Here is a 16,345-nt window from a genome sequence, read left to right on the forward strand (position 1 = left end):
GAATGATTTAATATGGTCAACAAAGTAATTTTTGGAAAATTTAGAAAAATATCTGTTGGAGATGATATAAAAATGGAAGAGTCAAAACCTTGTAATGCTTCAAGAGTAATTCGTTCAAGTCGGGTATTCCCGAATGATTTTAATAATCATAATACGCTGTTCGGCGGCAGACTGTTGAGCGATATGGACCAAGTAGCCTCAATATCTGCGGCAAAGCATAGCAGGCGTGAATGTGTCACGGCATCGGTTGATACTGTAGAGTTTTTAACACCAATCCGTCCGGAAGAAGCCGTTACCTTCGAGTCATTTGTAGTTTGGACGGGGACGAGCTCGATGGAAGTGTTTATAAAAGTGCATGCCGAAAATATGCGGACAGGAGAAAGCAAGATTGCGGCAATTTCCTATTTTACATTTATAGCGCTTGATTCAGCCGGGCAACCTACTAAAATTCCACAAGTTTATCCGGAAACAATCGAAGAACGCTATTTATATGAAAAATCCAAACAGCGCACGAATTACCGGAATGATAAACGGGTTTTCAATAAAGAAACAGTGAGTTACCTTCGAAAAAATCATTCTTGGATGGCGTAATCCCTCCCATTCAATTAAATAAACGGCAAGTACTAGCTTGCCTAAAAATAAAACCGAACCATTTTGACGCTCGATAAAGCGCCCCAAAATGATCCGGTTTTTTAATTATTCGTTCACCCGTACCGGTTGGCTGTCAAACCGCCATCAATTACAAACTCTGATGCTGTTGAATAGCTGGAGTCATCACCGGTTCAACAGTTTTCCAATTGAATCCGTAACAGTAGGATTTTCGTCTTTTGTCATAACCATTCATCTCGAATCTTCTAATAAGCAGCTGCTACTTTCTAATATCCGTACCAACTGTTCTAATAAAACCCCCGCTTCTTTAAGAGACATATTTTAACAAAAAATATATAGTAAAACAAAGGGGGAAGCGAAATGAGAATTTTTGATGCACATTTTCATATTATCGATTATCAGTTTCCGATTATTGAAAGTCAGGGGTATATGCCGCCAAGCTATGACGTTGCAGCTTACAATAAGGAAACAAAAGATCTATCAATTAAAGGCGGAGCAATTGTTTCGGGCTCATTTCAAGGATTTGACCAGACATATTTACTGCATTCATTGAAGAAACTTGGACCGGCATTTTGCGGCGTAACCCAATTGCCGTATACGGTGTCCGACGAAGAAATTGAAGCACTGCACAAAAGTGGAGTGAGAGCATTGCGCTTTAACATTAAACGCGGAGGCTCGGAAGATTTATCGAAGCTTGATTATTTTGCAAGACGTGTGCATGAATTGGTCGGCTGGCATAGCGAGCTGTATATTGATGCGAAAGAACTGCCTGAAATAGCTGCAACCATTGAAAAATTACCGGCGATCTCCATCGATCATTTAGGGTTATCCGAAGAAGGGCTGCCGCATTTACTGAAGCTGGTCGATAAAGGGGTTCGTGTGAAAGCGACAGGTTTTGGCCGTGTCGAATTGAATGTACAAAAAGCACTGCAGGAGGTATACAGCATTAACCCGGATGCACTGATGTTCGGAACGGACTTGCCGTCAACCCGGGCAAAAAGGCCATTTGAGGTTGCCGATATTACACTGATCCAGCAACTTTTCGATGAACAGGCTAGCGATAAGATTTTATATTCGAATGCGTCGGCATGGTATTTTGGAAAATAATAAAAATTAGTGGTAAATCCAATGAGTATCACCAAAATAATTATAGAAAGATAGTAACATTCATGGTAAGGATGTTTTGAAATAGCATAATATGGGTAATTTCTCTTCAATGTATTTAAAGAGGTGAACATATGAAAGGGAAATATTTTTCGAATACTGTATTTACAGTTTCAGCAGTATTTATTTTAATCTGTGTTATTTTTGGTAGCATCGCACCAGATGCCTTCAGTAATGTTGCTACATATTTATTTGGTTTGACAACCGACTATTTTGGCTGGTTCTACTTGCTCTCCGTTTTTATTATTATTGTGTTTCTGTTCGTACTGGCTATTTCCAAGTACGGGAAAATCCGTTTAGGAGGAAAAGATGCACAACCGGAATTTAAATTCCATACATGGATTGCGCTGTTATTTGCAGGGGGCCTTGGAATTGGGTTAGTTTTCTGGGGTGTGGCCGAGCCGATGAGTCATTACTTTAAAACACCATTTAACGATGTCCAGGCGCAAACAACGGATGCTGCCCGTCTCGCAATGGGCTATGCCTTTTTCCACTGGGGGATTAGCCAATGGTCCGTATTTGCGATTATTGGATTAGTTATGGCCTATATGCAGTTCAATAAAAAAAGAGATTTGTTAATATCTACAGCGTTAGAGCCTGTCACAGGAACAAATCAGGGCATTAAAAATACAGTTGATATATTGGCTGTTATTGCTACAGTAATGGGTGTTGCCACATCAATTGGATTAGGTGTTTTACAAACAAACGGCGGTTTAAATGCCGTCTTTAACACACCGATTTCCATTTGGGTACAGCTAGCAATTATAGGTGTAGTTTTCATTGGATATATGGCATCTTCTATAAGCGGCCTGCAAAAAGGGATTCGTATATTAAGTAATGTAAACATGTACTTAGCCTTGATTTTACTAGTATTTGTTTTTGTTACAGGCCCTACAGTTTTCATATTGGAAAGTTTCGTTTTAGCAATCAGTGATTATATTACGAATTTTGTGCAGTACAGCTTACGTTTGCAGCCGTATGCAGGGGGAACGTGGGTGAAGGATTGGACAATTTTCTATTGGGCGTGGGCAATTGCCTGGTCACCTTTTGTCGGGTCTTTTGTAGCGCGCGTATCGAGAGGGCGTACAATTCGTGAATTTATCGTCGGCGTTTTAATCATTCCGCCGGTTATTTCTTGTTTCTGGATTGCGGTATTTGGCGGTTCAGCACTTTACTTTGATTTGAACAAAGGCACAACAATTGCCGAAGCAGTTGATACTGATTTGACTGTCGCATTATTTCTAATGCTGGAACAGCTTCCGTTAACAACGATCGCCTCGATATTAGGGATTGTTTTAATTGTTATTTTCCTTATTACATCAGGGGATACAGCGACATTTATTATGGCAAGCATGACGGATAAAGGGACGATGAACCCTCATAATCGATTAAAAGTAATTTGGGGTGTTTTAATTGCTGCGATTGCAAGTGTACTATTGTTTTCAGGCGGGCTCGAAGCTTTGCAAACAGCTTCACTCATATCAGCCCTTCCATTTACTGTCGTCATGCTCTTACTCATTGTTTCCTTCTTCAAAATGATCCGACATGAAGTCATTCCTATTACGAAGCGGGATGTCCGTCGTCATAAACGAATTATGGAGCATATCGAAAAAACTGAAAATAAACCCAAAAAATAAATCGTAAAACGGGTACTGCTCACTAACAGGTGAAGCGGTACCCGTTTTTTAGCAATCATAGTTATAATATGTATAATAATTTTTATTTAGAAGATTTTTTATGAAATAAAGTTTAATCACAAATGAGGCGGGTAATTGTTAGGGGAACGCCAAAACACAATCTAGGAGGAATTACAAAATGAGTGAAATGAATAACATTAACAAGAAACTTGATGAATTATCTCCAGAGAAAAAAGATCAGATTTTAGAAAGCTTTTCAACGTTCAAAAGCTATTTGAACGACCAGCTTGCTAAAGGTGAACGACTAGGTTTGAGCGATGACATGTTGGCAAAAGGCGCCAAGTTTGTAGCGGAGCATTTAGCTAAAAACGAAGAACCTCGAAACAGTGAAGAAAAAGTGCTGCAGGAATTATGGAAAGTAGCAGATGAAAGCGAAAAGAAAGCATTGGCAAGTGTGCTAGTGAAAATGGTACAAGCAGATTAATTCGTTGGATTAGAGTTTAGTAGAATCCAATAATACAAATAGACGCAAAAGCTGATTTTACAGCTTTTGCGTCTTAAATTTTACACTTTAAATTCGTTAATTTGTTCTTGAACTCCGACAGCGCCTACGCTCAATGATTGGGCGACAGCGTTAATTTCCTGCATAGTGGCAGTTTGTTCTTCAACTGCTGACAGGACAATGCCAATCTCACCGGCAGCTCCGTTAGCTGCATGAGCCATTTCAGCAATAGATGCTGCAACTTCCTCTGTACTTGCGGAAATTTGTTCGGATGATGCAGACACTTCTTGAATTTGAGAAGTCATCTCTGTGATCGACCCGACAATATGATTAAATGAAACTTGCGCATTTTGTAAGTAAATAACACCTTGATCAACATTTTGAGCTGTTGCATTAACGCTTTCTTCAACTTCTCTCGTATCTGCTTGAATCGTAGATGTTAAGCCGGCAATTTGCGATGCCGAGCTTTTCGATTGCTCAGCAAGTTTGCGCACTTCGTCAGCAACAACGGCAAACCCTTTACCATGTTCTCCTGCACGGGCCGCTTCAATTGCTGCATTTAGAGCAAGAAGGTTTGTCTGATCTGTAATATCCGTAATCACTTTTGTAATGTTCTCGATCTCGGCAGATTGTCTGCTCAGCTGTTTAATTTTTTCTTTTGTTTCATAAGAAGACTGCTGAATAACCGACATTTGCTGTTCAGCTGTCTGTAATGTATGACCGCCTTCTCCAGCAATTGTCTGCATGTCCATCGCATGTGAGTTCAATACTTGCGCGGCTTCAGCGATTCGGCTTACACCTTGAGCTGTCTCATCCATAGCAACAGCACAATCATTGCCGATTGCTGCAGCGTTACTACCGCCTTCAGCAACAGTTTCCACACGTTTTGCAATATCAGCAGAAGCTGCAGATACTTCATCGGTACTGCTCGCCAGCTGTTCAGAAGCTGCTGTTGTACTTGAAACGTTTAATGATACATTACTGATCAAGCTAGCAAGATTGGCTTTCATTGCATTAAAGGCAGTCGCAAGGTCTCTAATCTCATCTTTTGATTTAACATGAATATCTTCTTCGCGTAAATCCCCATTCGCTATCACATTTGCAGCATTTGTTAATCTGCGTAATGGACGGGTAATGCTGAGTGTAATGTAGATGGCTAAAGCAACTGCAATGAGTGTACCTATCACAGAAATTGTAATAAGCGAAATTTTAATTATATTTGCGCTTTCAGTTGTTTCCTTACTAGTAGTGTTCATCTGTTCCTTTTGGAAATCAACCATACCATTGATTGTTTGCTGAATATTGCGGTTAGCTGGTACAGCGAATTCGAATAACATATTATAAGCTCTATCTGTTTCTTCATTATCGACGTACGCAATTACTTCTTCTACATAGCCGTTATATAAAGCTTGTTGTTCTTTTAATATGCTTAATTGTTCCTGCATTTTAGCGGTTCTAAATAATCCTTCGATTTCACCGATTTTTTCTGCAATTGTTTCTCTTTGAGTAGTAAGTCTTTCTATATCAGTTGGATCTTGGCGTAAAACATAGGAACGGATATATAGTCCCTGTAATGATGTCGCATTTTGAATTGCCGATAATTCCATCGCATTAAATACGGCCCCATCGATTACATACGAATAATCCTCATCAATTTCAGTCATTTTAATGACAGAAAAAATTGAAAGAAAAATGAGAATTACAATAACGATACCAAAGCTACCGAACAGTTTCTTTCCAATATTCATATTTATTTTCCTCCGAATTCATAGTTAAAATATATTTATAACTTCGGTTTAAATTTAAAGTACTTAAGACTAATTTTATAGGTGATAGGTAGTTATTTAGGCTTAAAATGAAGTTTTGGAATTAAGTAAAATTTATTATGGTTTAAGCAGGGAATTTTGTCATATAACATTTCTATGGATGGGGGTGAATTGCAGAGGTTAGATATTCTAATAAATTGCCGGGATGTTCTAATATAGCGAAAAGTTATCTAAAAAAGTCTTATTTTCTAATATAAGTGTCAGTTGTAATAAGTATCCGAGATGTGCTAATAAAGGTGGTGAATGTTCTAATAACGAATGAGGATTTTCTAATATCAGTTGTAACTCTTCTAGTAGACCCACCCCAACAAAAAAACCGAAACCCTATTAAAGGATTTCGGTTGGCACATGTAGCATCAAGTTCTAAACTTCGCCACGATGCCTTGCAGTTCTTCGGCAAGGTGGGCAAGAGAACCTGCTGCGGTATTCACTTCGGACATCGATGCAAGCTGCTCTTCTGAAGCGGATGCGACTGAAACGGCATTATCTGCTGTAGTTTCAGAAACCGACGCCATCTCAAGTGATTGCTCTGACACCGATTCCATTTTCGAATGAATGCTGTCAGATACAGCGGTAATCTCGTTTACCTGAGCTTGTACTTGACCGATAATAACAAGAATTTCATCAAACGTTGCCTTCGTATCGTGCGAAATCGTGATTCCCGCATTGACGCGGTCTTTCACTTGCTGGATTGACGAAACGGTGGTAGTCGTATCGTTTTCAATTTCAGCGGCAATGCGCGAAATATCGGATACGGACTGCTTCGTCTGCTCAGATAATTTCTTCACTTCATCCGCGACAACGGCAAAGCCTTTACCTGCTTCACCTGCACGCGCTGCTTCAATTGCAGCATTCAGTGCAAGCAGGTTCGTCTGGTCGGAAATATCCTGTACAAGCTTTAATATATTCACAATCTCAGTCGTACGGCTAGCAAGAAGTGTTAACGAATCTGCTGTTTCTTCTACTGTTGATTGAATGAGGTTCATTTGAGACACGGTGTTTTCTACATACACCGAACCTTTTTCGATTTTCTCATTGGTTGAAATAGAAAGTGCTGTCGCCTGATTTGCCTGATTCGCGATTTCTTCAGCTTCTTCCAATACTTTTTGCGCAAAGGCAGCAGAGGAGCTCGACATTTCTTTTTGCTTATCTGCTGCGTCCGAAACATTTTGAATGGAAGTGGAGATCAGTTCTGTACCAAGCATTGTTTCATCGGCACTGGCCATCAGCTCCTCGGCAGATGCTGCAACCTGATCAGAACTGTCAGAAACATGCGTAATGATTTCCTTTAAGTTACCGGTCATCTGGCGGAATGAAGTCTGTAATTCACCAACTTCATCATCAGCTTCCTGATCTTCAAACTGCACATTTAAATTCCCGGCAGCAATTTCTTTTGCACCTGTTGTTAATCGACTGATGCGGCCAACAATTTTGTTTGTGAAATATAGTGCCGACACGACACTTACGATGATAAGTGCGATAGCGGAAATAATGGAGATCCATGTAATCGCGTTTATTTTATTACCAAGCTCTTGCTGCATCGCAGTATAGTTTGCGCTCACATCACGTTTCAACTCGATTACATCATTAACGATTCCTCGTGTACGCTGGGATTGACGCTTAATTTCAGCAACATTTGTTTCCTGTAGGGAAGCGGCAGTCGCTTCGGCAATTTTTGCGAACTTTTCTTCAAACTGTGCACTAATTTGACGTTGGCGTTCTGTTGAAAAACTGCCTTTCAGATTGTTATAAACTTCTTCAGTTCGCGCTAAATCCGTTTCAATATTATATTTATTGTTTTCGGATACATTGATCGAATAGACGCTCAATGATTTTTGCAGGCTTTGAACTGAGCTGTTTAATTCCTCAACGGCAACTAAGGAATCCACGACTTCTTCTGTTGATGCGTTCAGGCTCATAAGCTGGCTAATATTATAGCCGATAATACAGACAGCTAAAAGCAGCGGTAACAATGCTAACATTAATATTTTCTTTTTTAATTTCACTGTTGTACGATCCTTCCTTCTACTTAATCTTCACTTGGCCGTCCGAAATCTCCTGCTGTAACTGATCAATTTGCTTTTGTTCCTGCGCAGTTAAATTCACGACACGGATTGGTGCAAGACTAACACCATATTCTTTAATGCCAAGCACATTATCTTTTTCTGAAAGTGTCCCTGTTTCCGCAATTTCTTTAATTGCCTGATAAACAGCAGTATCGACCTGTTTTAGCATTGAAGAAACAATCGTATCCTCAGCAAGGAAAAACTGATCGCTGTCCACACCGAATGCATGTACACCGGATTCCTGTGCCGCCAAAATAGAGCCGACCCCTGTGAAGCCGGCAGCGGGATAAATATAATCCGCACCTTGCGCAATCATATCGCGGGCAATTGAAGCACCAAGCTGATCATCACCGAAATCACCTGCATATTCAGATAATACTTCTATGTCAGGGTTTACTTGTTTGGCACCGGCTTTAAACCCAGTTTCGAAACGCTTGATAACTTCATTTTCAACACCGCCGATAAATCCGATAGTATTGCTGTCTGTTTTCATCGCAGCGAGCGCCCCGAGTAAATAGGAACCTTCATCTTCTTTAAAAGTTATATTATGAACATTCGGCAGGTCAGACACTGCGTCGATTAATATAAATTGCTCGTCCGGATTAGCAGCAGCCACTGCTTCCATATCTTCCTGGACTGTAAACCCGATTCCAATGATCAGATCCTGTCCTTCCGCAACGAGTTCTTCCAGCCCTTGCTTATATGTACCGGTAAATTCAAGTTCACGGTAATCAAACGTTATATTTAACTCATCGCGTGCTTTTTCGAGACCTTCAAAAGCAAGATCTGAAAACGACTGATCACCAAGTCCTGCATCTGACAGCATGACCCCAATTTTCACCCGTTCCTTATTCTCTTCCTCTGACTTCTGAGAGCAGGCAGAGAGCACGACTACAACGAGAAGACTCATCAAAAACAACCATCTTCTTTTCATTTCATCAGTCCTTTACTTTAAATACATTATGTAGAGGTTCGACCTCCAACATTTTCAATTTTAACGTATACTTGTCATTTAATAAATGAAATAAAAAAATTATGCAGAAAATTAATAATTTTTGGGAGATTATGGGTAATCGGAATTTTATTAGAAGATAACTCGGGGATATTAGAAAAGATCCAAGCGTTATTAGAAAATCGTAAAGTCATATTAGAACACCTCAAATTAGATGAGTACTTCTCCAACTATAAAAAGAAAATTCTGAAACTTATGTTGACACAATCTGGAAGCATGCAGTATAGTGTAGTAATTAAAAAGGGGGAAATTTTATGAAAGGGTTCATTTATACTCAGCAGCAGTTTACACAATTACATCTTCATACTAAGTAGTCTTGCTATCTTTATTAGATTTTTAATAATGAATAGGAAGACTTTTTCGCATTGAATCGTATAATAAAGCCGTTTTGGAGCTTTATCATTATACGATTTTTTTATTTCTCAAAAATAGGAGGATTTGTATGAAAAAAATGGACTATCAAAACGTAAGAGGAACACAGGATTATTTACCAAGCCAGGAAGTCATCAGACGCAACATACGGCGCACATTAGAAGATACGTTTATATTGTATGGATGCAAGCCATTGGAGACACCGATATTAAATTATACAAAGTTAATGGCTTCCAAATATGCAGGTGGGGCAGAAATTTTAAAGGAAATGTACACATTAACAGATCGTGGGGAACGTGATTTAGCACTTCGTTATGATTTAACGATACCTTTTGCAAAAGTAATTGCGATGAACCCACAATTATCAATGCCCTTTAAGCGCTACGAAATCGGGAAAGTCTTCCGGGATGGACCGATTAAAGCAGGAAGGTTTAGAGAGTTCACTCAATGCGATGTGGATGTTGTCGGCATAGAATCCCAGTCCGCAGAAGCTGAATTGATGATGATGACAATCGATGCTTTTAACAAGTTGAATATTGAAATGGTGATTCAATTCAATAACCGTAAGCTATTGGCAGGGTTACTGCAATTTTTTGAAGTCCCTCAAACAAAAATAAACAGCGTCATTCTTATACTTGATAAGATGGAGAAAATCGATCAAATCACTTTACTGAAAGAACTGGAAGAACAGAACCTTTTACCTTCCACAATTGAGTTTATTAAGCAGTTTTTAAATGCTAATCCGACACTGGCATATTTTGAACAGTACCGAATGGAGAATGAATTAATTAAGCAAGGATATGAAGAATTAGTCGAGCTGCTAGATTATTTACAAGTTTTAAATGTCGGTGAAAGTTGTGTGTTTAATCCATTTTTAGCACGTGGTCTGGAAATCTATACAGGAACGATTTATGAGCTGTTTCTAAAAGATGGTGCCATTAAATCAAGTATTGGAGGCGGCGGTCGTTACGATAATGCCATTGGAGGATTGATCGGTTCAGAGGAGAAAATTTCTACTGTCGGCATTTCATTTGGTTTAGACGTTATATATACAGCGATGGAGCAAAGAGAAAATAATGCCAACCAATCGTTGGTGGATATTTATATTATTCCATTAAATAAGGAAAAGGAAGCCCTGCGTATAGCTTGGCAATTACGTCAGCAAGGAAATCGTGTAGAAGTTGAATTAAGTGGGAAGAAATTGCGAAAAGCAATGGAAAAAGCAAATCGTGAAAATATCCGGAAAGTAGTTATTTTAGGGGAAAATGAAATTCAACGCGGACGATATGAGCTGAAAGATATGAAAACAGGTGACATTGAGCAATTTGAAATATTTTAAATAGGAAGGGAAGAGACGGGATGATTATTCGCAAAGCAAATATAAGTGATGCCACTGGGATAGCCAAAGTCCATGTTGATAGTTGGCGGACTACATATAAGGGAATTATTCCACAGAGCTTTCTGGATGGGCTCAGCTATGCGCAACGCACAAAACTTTGGGAAAACAATATTTTAGATAAAACTAATACAATCTTCGTTGCAGAAAATGAGGGAGAAATTATTGGTTTTGTCACAGGGGGCTCACGTAATACAAATAAAGAGGCAGGAGCAAGCGATTTAACATCGATTTATTTACTTGAAGAATGGCAAGGCAAAAGCGTCGGGAAAAAACTATTGAATCAAATTATGAGTACCTTTTTAGAGCAGGGCTATCAGAAAATATATGTGGATGTATTAGCAGATAATAAAACAAGACTGTTTTATCAATATTATGGAGCTGAGTATGTTAAAACGGTTCAATTAAATATAGCAGGTAAGACAGTAAATGAAGAGATTTATGTATGGAACAATGTAGAAAAAGTAATCCAACGGTCTAAATAAAAGATTTACATTTTTTGTGTTATTTCAAATAATATTATTGAAAAATTGTATAATTATGTTATTATTTTACAGTACGGTAAAGCTAAAAACCTATCAATTTTCTATTTATTAGGATAATAGAAACAAAAAATTAGGAACTAAAACATGCTACATTCCTTAGTAGTCATGATATACTAATAGTTGTCAGACATTTCAGTTAAAGTGGTGGGGGGGCCGGTATGGAATTTAATCAAAGAACAAAACAGAATGTATTATTGCTTTGGTTAGCTACTGGGCTACCCCTCATGTACGGTTTATATTTTCTGTTTCCAAGTCAGCCAATCGACTGGGAAATTTTCGTGTATCTGACTATTTTCGCACTCATAACAACAGCGATTCCTTTCCAAATCGGGAATACGACGATTATTCTTTCTCAATGGGTGACATTGGCAGCCTTTTTGCTGTACGGTGTCGGGGCAGAAATGCTTATCGTCCAGTTAAGTATTTTGCCGATTATTTACCAGATGAGAAATCATAAAGATGCATTTTACCGGATTATTTTTACTTCGTGGATGTTTGCCTATACGTCGTTTTTCGCTGCTGGCATTGTACATTTAGCGGGGTTTGAAGTAGGGAACACGAATTTAACGCACTTACTGCTTTACGGAACAGTATTTGTCGTATTGCATTTGTTTATCAATCATACGATTTTGTATGTGCGTGACCGTTTTACAGGAGAAGATGAAAAGTTTTTCAGCGAACATATATTATGGGATTATGGCAGTGCGACTATTACGATCCCGTTTGCGGTTACATTAGTTATCCTGATTAATGGAATTGGAGCACCGGCGATTTTCCTGCTAGGCATTCCTTTTTTTGCGGTAACGTTTATTGCAAAAATGTACAATATTTCGGAACGCGTCAACTATTCGCTCAGTAAAGCAAGTGAGTTTGGTCATGAGCTGGCAGATCGATTAAGCGCACAGCAAATTATTGAACTGTTTATGCACCGGGTTGGTCAGCTCTTTGCCCATGATGCGATGTATCTTGTCGATCATATTCAAGGGAAATATGTGATTTTGCGTGCAAGAGTAGATGGAAAGGATATCGAAATTCAAGCAGATTCCGATTCAATCCGAGATTCCTTTATTCATATTTGCTTCCAGACAGAAGACAAAAAAGTGTTCTCCAGTGCGAAAGAATGGGAAAAAGATGCTCCGGATTTTATTCCTTTTGATATGAATAGTGTCATGATTGTTCCAATACACCGTAATCAAAAGACGGAAGGAACATTGATTTTAACGGCACGCAAAAAGAACGCTTTCGAAAAGTACCAGATGGATATCGTTCACTTACTGTCGACGTATTTTGCTGTATCGCTGGAAAAAGCGAAGTATTTCAGCGCGGCAGTTGAGAAAAGTGAGACATGTGCATTAACAGGTTTATATAATTATCATTATTTAGATAAAAGGCTAGTGATGGAGCAGGAGCGGATTATAGCGAACCCCCATCTGCAGTTCTCATTGTTAATGATGGATATCGATTATTTTAAACGCATTAATGATACGTATGGCCATCATGCGGGTAATATTATCCTTCAAAATTTTGCTAAACTACTGGAAAACTTTGTTCCGGAAGAATCGGTTTTGGCAAGGTATGGGGGAGAAGAATTTGTCATGCTTCTACCGCATATGACGAAGGAAGAGGCAGTCCAATTAGGTGAAGAAATTCGTCAATGTGTAGAAGTAACACCATTTTTAATTGAATCCGATTTGGCCGAAGAGGGTCAGAAAGAGCTAGTATTTATTACAGTGAGCATCGGCATTTCGAATGTGCCGGATGATACGGATGAAACGAAAGGGCTTTTACGTAACGCTGACCGTGCCCTTTATATCGGAGCCAAACAGGCAGGACGCAATAAAGTAGCAGAGTATTCACGTTAAAAGAACGCCTTAGTTAACGCTAGGGTGTTCTTTTATTATTTTCTAATGAAGTTTTATTAACAACCGGGTAACAAATCATACTAATTTCATATGGATTAATGTATGATGGAAGTATAATCTTTAAAGTTGAAAAATTCTGTGTAAAAGCTTGCAACATATCGGAGGAATGACAGATGGCAAAAATCTACGTAATCCATGAAAATGATGATTGGACGCGTCACTTAGTAAATCGTTTAGAAGAATTAAACTTACCATATGAAACTTGGCATTTAGACGAGGGGATCGTCAACTTGACTGAAGCCCCACCGGAAGGAGTATTCTACAACCGAATGAGTGCCTCATCACATACGCGTGATCACCGTTACGCACCTGAACTGACAGGAGCAGTACTGGACTGGCTTGAATTCCACGGAAGAAAAGTATTAAATGGCAGCAATGCACTACGCCTGGAGTTAAGTAAAGTAAAACAGTACACGGCACTGGAAAAGCACGGAATTAAAACACCGAAAACAATTGCGGCTGTTGGAAAACAGCAAATTGTTGAAGCGGCAAAAGCACTGAATATCGTACCTTTTATTACGAAGCATAATCGTGCAGGTAAAGGATTGGGCGTTCAGCTGTTCTATTCAATCGCTGCACTGGAAGAGCATTTGGCTAAACCGGACTATGAAGAGCCTGTTGATGGAATTGTGCTGATCCAGGAATATATTGAATCACCTGAATCGTACATCACACGTGTTGAATTTATCGGAAGCGAATATTTCTACTCAGTTCAAGTCGATACGTCGGAAGGATTCGAGCTTTGTCCAGCAGATGTATGCCAAATTGGCGATCTGTTCTGTCCGGTAGGAGAAGAGCCGAAAGAACAGCGTGCAAAATTTGAAATCGTCGAAAACAACGAAACAAAGCTGCTTGAAAACTATGCGAATTTCCTGAAAGACAGTGGAATTGATGTAGCGGGCATTGAATTTATCCGCAATGCAAGAGGGGAAATATTTACGTATGATGTCAATACAAATACGAACTACAACCCGGATGCAGAGGCAAAAGAAGAGAAGTATGCAATGTTGCAGCTCGCGAAGTTTTTAGGGCAGGAACTGGAAAAAGTAACAGTTCAAAAAGTGAAATAATATAAAAAGTCCAATGAAGGGGGAGCACAGTACGGCACTTTCTTCATTGGACTTTTTTATTTATATTTCTTATGTTGCTTCATTCGTTTTACTAAGAAACCGCCTTTAAACGATTTCGGTTCATAGGAAATTATAAACGCGGATGGCTCATGATGTTGGACTAGCATAAATAATTCCTTTTCACGATTCCGTTTTGTTAAAATTTCATATTTATAACGTTGGCTGTCACGCCCTTCACCAACGTATGTCGTTACCGCAAACCCTTCATTTCTCATAACTTGGATCAGCTCTTCATTGCGGATTTGCGTATTAATCGTTACATAAATATAGCCAATCGCCAGCTTTTGTTCGATGCGAGTCCCGATAATAATACCTAGACCAAAACCGACCGCATAAACGACCATTGCAAGAAAACCTTGGTCGCCACTGAAAACAAGAGACAGACCAAACACATAGATGAGCATTTCAACGATTCCGATCATTGAAGCGAGCGTTGTAATATTTTTGACTAAAAAAATTGTACGCAGTGTAAATAAAGGAACGTAAAGAAGTTGTAATAATAGAATAAGTAAAATTTCTTTCATCAAATCGAATCCTTTTCTTTAAATAATTATGCTCATCATATATGTACACTCTTACAAATGCAATAGATAAGATTATATAGAGAAGTATTATTCAACGTATTATACACCCTGGATAATTTCCCAATAAAAAATATTCTATACAAAATTTCTCAAAATAAACATAACTTATATGTTTACCCATCCGTTATTTGTGGGAAACATATATGAGGATAATCCATAGAAAATTATTCGTTATTACTTATTACTTTTATACTCAGTGAAAGAGACTAGCAGGAGCTTTCGTAATAGGTTTATTAATTACTTATATTATACATAGTACATAGCTAATGAGACTTATAGACTGAAAATGTGACAAGAAAGCCTCCGCATTTCTTTTAACTGTTGTTTTCTGTATAATTATGGGGAACGGGCAATGAATTTATATGCTTTATCTAAAAAAATAGAGAGAAGTTGATGTAATGACCATTCTTGTTGTAGACGATAACCAAGTTAACCTCTTCGTTATTGAAAAAATATTGAAAAGTGATGGTTATGAGAAGTATGTTTCCGTACAATCTGCAAAAGAAATGTTTGACTACTTAGATCCATCCAATGCTCCTAAGTGCTATGACATTAATGTTATTTTATTGGATGTTATGATGCCGGAGATGGATGGAATTGAAGCTTGTCGTATTTTAAAACAAAATCCTCAATGGAAAGATATCCAGGTGATATTCGTAACGGCACTTGAAGATAAAGTGAAATTGTCGGAAGCTTTAGATGTTGGCGGGATTGATTACATAACAAAACCTATTAATCGAATAGAATTATTAGCCCGTATACGTGTTGGGAAAAGGTTGAAAAAAGAACTGGACTGGCATACAAATCAGGAAAAGATTATTCAAAGAGAGTTGGATCTGGCAGCCCGTGTCCAACAAAGTCTTTTAAGCCCAGCTGTTCATGAACCGAATATCTCAATTACTGCTTCTTATTTACCATCATCGAATCTGGCAGGCGATTTATATTACTGGGACAAGCTTGATGAAGACCGCTATGCTGTCATGTTATTGGATATGATGGGGCATGGGGTGTCCGCATCGCTTGTTTGTATGTATATTTCATCTGTTTTGCGTGAGGCAATTAAAAAGCTGACCGACCCAGAGCTTGTTATTGCAGAGTTGAATCGTTATATGAATTTACTGCAAAATGAAAAAGAAAATATATTGTATTATTTCACCGGCGTGTATTTTATTATTGATACGAAGAAAAAGACAGTGGAATACGTCAATGCAGGTCATCCGAAAGGGTATGCACTAGTTGATGGGGAAAAGACAGTACCGATTACGTCGACGAGCTATGCGGTAGGATTTGTGGAAGATATCAAAATTGAAAAAGCAGTTATACCATATAATTCTTCTATCCAAATTGTCCTCTTTACAGATGGTGTTCTGGAAGCAATGGGTCCGTGTGATCTGGAATCTGAAAAAGAGCTATGTAAAATTGCGAGTAGCCACTGGTCGACGGAAACTTCACCAATCGACTATTTACTGAAGGGCGAACAGCAGCATAATCAGCCAGATGATATGTGTGTACTATTATTGCGTGCCAACAGTTAATTAACGGATTTAAATAAAAGAACTCAATTTTTCTCTTGTAGAAAA

General features: G+C 38.6%; 13 protein-coding genes. 9 read left to right on the plus strand and 4 right to left on the minus strand.

Annotation, left to right across the window (positions count from 1 at the left end):
* Positions 1-72 precede the first annotated feature (72 nt).
* From AC6CH1_RS13670 to AC6CH1_RS13685, 4 genes are all read left to right on the plus strand, one after another.
* Positions 73-591: an acyl-CoA thioesterase gene (locus AC6CH1_RS13670; protein WP_008406119.1), complete on the plus strand. Its 519-nt coding sequence runs from the start codon at positions 73-75 to the stop codon at positions 589-591.
* Between the two features lie 378 nt (positions 592-969).
* Positions 970-1,716 carry an amidohydrolase family protein gene (locus AC6CH1_RS13675; protein WP_251690160.1) on the plus strand — a complete coding sequence of 249 codons (747 nt, stop codon included), beginning with the start codon at positions 970-972 and terminating at the stop codon, positions 1,714-1,716.
* A gap of 131 nt (positions 1,717-1,847) precedes the next feature.
* The gene (locus AC6CH1_RS13680) at positions 1,848-3,410 is read left to right on the plus strand and encodes a BCCT family transporter (RefSeq protein ID WP_498318019.1); all 1,563 of its coding nucleotides are present in this window, start codon (positions 1,848-1,850) and stop codon (positions 3,408-3,410) included.
* A gap of 178 nt (positions 3,411-3,588) precedes the next feature.
* Entirely contained in the window at positions 3,589-3,894 is a 306-nt protein-coding gene (locus AC6CH1_RS13685) for a DUF3243 domain-containing protein (RefSeq protein WP_251690158.1), read from the plus strand.
* 80 nt (positions 3,895-3,974) lie between these two features.
* Here AC6CH1_RS13685 and AC6CH1_RS13690 read toward each other — a convergent pair whose 3' ends face one another.
* The 3 genes from AC6CH1_RS13690 to AC6CH1_RS13700 all read right to left on the minus strand — a co-directional run bounded on the left by AC6CH1_RS13690 (position 3,975) and on the right by AC6CH1_RS13700 (position 8,738).
* A complete protein-coding gene (locus AC6CH1_RS13690; RefSeq protein WP_427712230.1) occupies positions 3,975-5,660 on the minus strand; it encodes a methyl-accepting chemotaxis protein in 1,686 nt (561 codons plus the stop codon).
* Positions 5,661-6,094: 434 nt separating this feature from the next.
* Complete coding sequence (locus AC6CH1_RS13695; RefSeq protein WP_498318021.1) at positions 6,095-7,744, minus strand: methyl-accepting chemotaxis protein; 1,650 nt, start codon at positions 7,742-7,744, stop codon at positions 6,095-6,097.
* A gap of 19 nt (positions 7,745-7,763) precedes the next feature.
* Positions 7,764-8,738 (minus strand): BMP family lipoprotein, encoded by a 975-nt coding sequence (locus tag AC6CH1_RS13700; RefSeq protein ID WP_427712235.1) that lies wholly within the window; start codon positions 8,736-8,738, stop codon positions 7,764-7,766.
* A 520-nt stretch (positions 8,739-9,258) separates the two neighbouring features.
* On the opposite strand from AC6CH1_RS13700, the gene AC6CH1_RS13705 reads away from it, so the two are divergent.
* The 4 genes from AC6CH1_RS13705 (at position 9,259) to AC6CH1_RS13720 (ending at position 14,121) form a co-directional block, all read left to right on the plus strand.
* Entirely contained in the window at positions 9,259-10,527 is a 1,269-nt protein-coding gene (locus AC6CH1_RS13705; protein ID WP_251690154.1) for a histidine--tRNA ligase, read from the plus strand.
* A gap of 20 nt (positions 10,528-10,547) precedes the next feature.
* Complete coding sequence (locus AC6CH1_RS13710) at positions 10,548-11,069, plus strand: GNAT family N-acetyltransferase (protein ID WP_498318023.1); 522 nt, start codon at positions 10,548-10,550, stop codon at positions 11,067-11,069.
* 218 nt (positions 11,070-11,287) lie between these two features.
* Positions 11,288-12,991, plus strand: a complete 1,704-nt coding sequence (locus tag AC6CH1_RS13715; protein WP_498318024.1) for a sensor domain-containing diguanylate cyclase — start codon at positions 11,288-11,290, stop codon at positions 12,989-12,991.
* Between the two features lie 173 nt (positions 12,992-13,164).
* Positions 13,165-14,121: an ATP-grasp domain-containing protein gene (locus AC6CH1_RS13720; RefSeq protein ID WP_498318025.1), complete on the plus strand. Its 957-nt coding sequence runs from the start codon at positions 13,165-13,167 to the stop codon at positions 14,119-14,121.
* A 56-nt stretch (positions 14,122-14,177) separates the two neighbouring features.
* Here AC6CH1_RS13720 and AC6CH1_RS13725 read toward each other — a convergent pair whose 3' ends face one another.
* Positions 14,178-14,705: a DUF2179 domain-containing protein gene (locus AC6CH1_RS13725; protein ID WP_251690150.1), complete on the minus strand. Its 528-nt coding sequence runs from the start codon at positions 14,703-14,705 to the stop codon at positions 14,178-14,180.
* Positions 14,706-15,163: 458 nt separating this feature from the next.
* Here AC6CH1_RS13725 and AC6CH1_RS13730 point away from each other — a divergent pair, with 458 nt between their 5' ends.
* Positions 15,164-16,300: a SpoIIE family protein phosphatase gene (locus AC6CH1_RS13730; protein WP_498318026.1), complete on the plus strand. Its 1,137-nt coding sequence runs from the start codon at positions 15,164-15,166 to the stop codon at positions 16,298-16,300.
* The last annotated feature ends 45 nt before the right edge of the window (positions 16,301-16,345 follow it).

It is taken from the genome of Solibacillus sp. GQ1 (assembly GCF_059758555.1).

Bases quoted from the DNA above. Each gene is read 5' to 3' on its own strand.
- AC6CH1_RS13670 (WP_008406119.1), top strand. From the start codon at position 73: ATGGAAGAGTCAAAACCTTGTAATGCTTCAAGAGTAATTCGTTCAAGT.
- AC6CH1_RS13675 (WP_251690160.1), top strand. From the start codon at position 970: ATGAGAATTTTTGATGCACATTTTCATATTATCGATTATCAGTTTCCG.
- AC6CH1_RS13680 (WP_498318019.1), top strand. From the start codon at position 1,848: ATGAAAGGGAAATATTTTTCGAATACTGTATTTACAGTTTCAGCAGTA.
- AC6CH1_RS13685 (WP_251690158.1), top strand. From the start codon at position 3,589: ATGAGTGAAATGAATAACATTAACAAGAAACTTGATGAATTATCTCCA.
- AC6CH1_RS13690 (WP_427712230.1), bottom strand. From the start codon at position 5,660: ATGAATATTGGAAAGAAACTGTTCGGTAGCTTTGGTATCGTTATTGTA.
- AC6CH1_RS13700 (WP_427712235.1), bottom strand. From the start codon at position 8,738: ATGAAAAGAAGATGGTTGTTTTTGATGAGTCTTCTCGTTGTAGTCGTG.
- AC6CH1_RS13705 (WP_251690154.1), top strand. From the start codon at position 9,259: ATGAAAAAAATGGACTATCAAAACGTAAGAGGAACACAGGATTATTTA.
- AC6CH1_RS13710 (WP_498318023.1), top strand. From the start codon at position 10,548: ATGATTATTCGCAAAGCAAATATAAGTGATGCCACTGGGATAGCCAAA.
- AC6CH1_RS13715 (WP_498318024.1), top strand. From the start codon at position 11,288: ATGGAATTTAATCAAAGAACAAAACAGAATGTATTATTGCTTTGGTTA.
- AC6CH1_RS13720 (WP_498318025.1), top strand. From the start codon at position 13,165: ATGGCAAAAATCTACGTAATCCATGAAAATGATGATTGGACGCGTCAC.
- AC6CH1_RS13725 (WP_251690150.1), bottom strand. From the start codon at position 14,705: ATGAAAGAAATTTTACTTATTCTATTATTACAACTTCTTTACGTTCCT.
- AC6CH1_RS13730 (WP_498318026.1), top strand. From the start codon at position 15,164: ATGACCATTCTTGTTGTAGACGATAACCAAGTTAACCTCTTCGTTATT.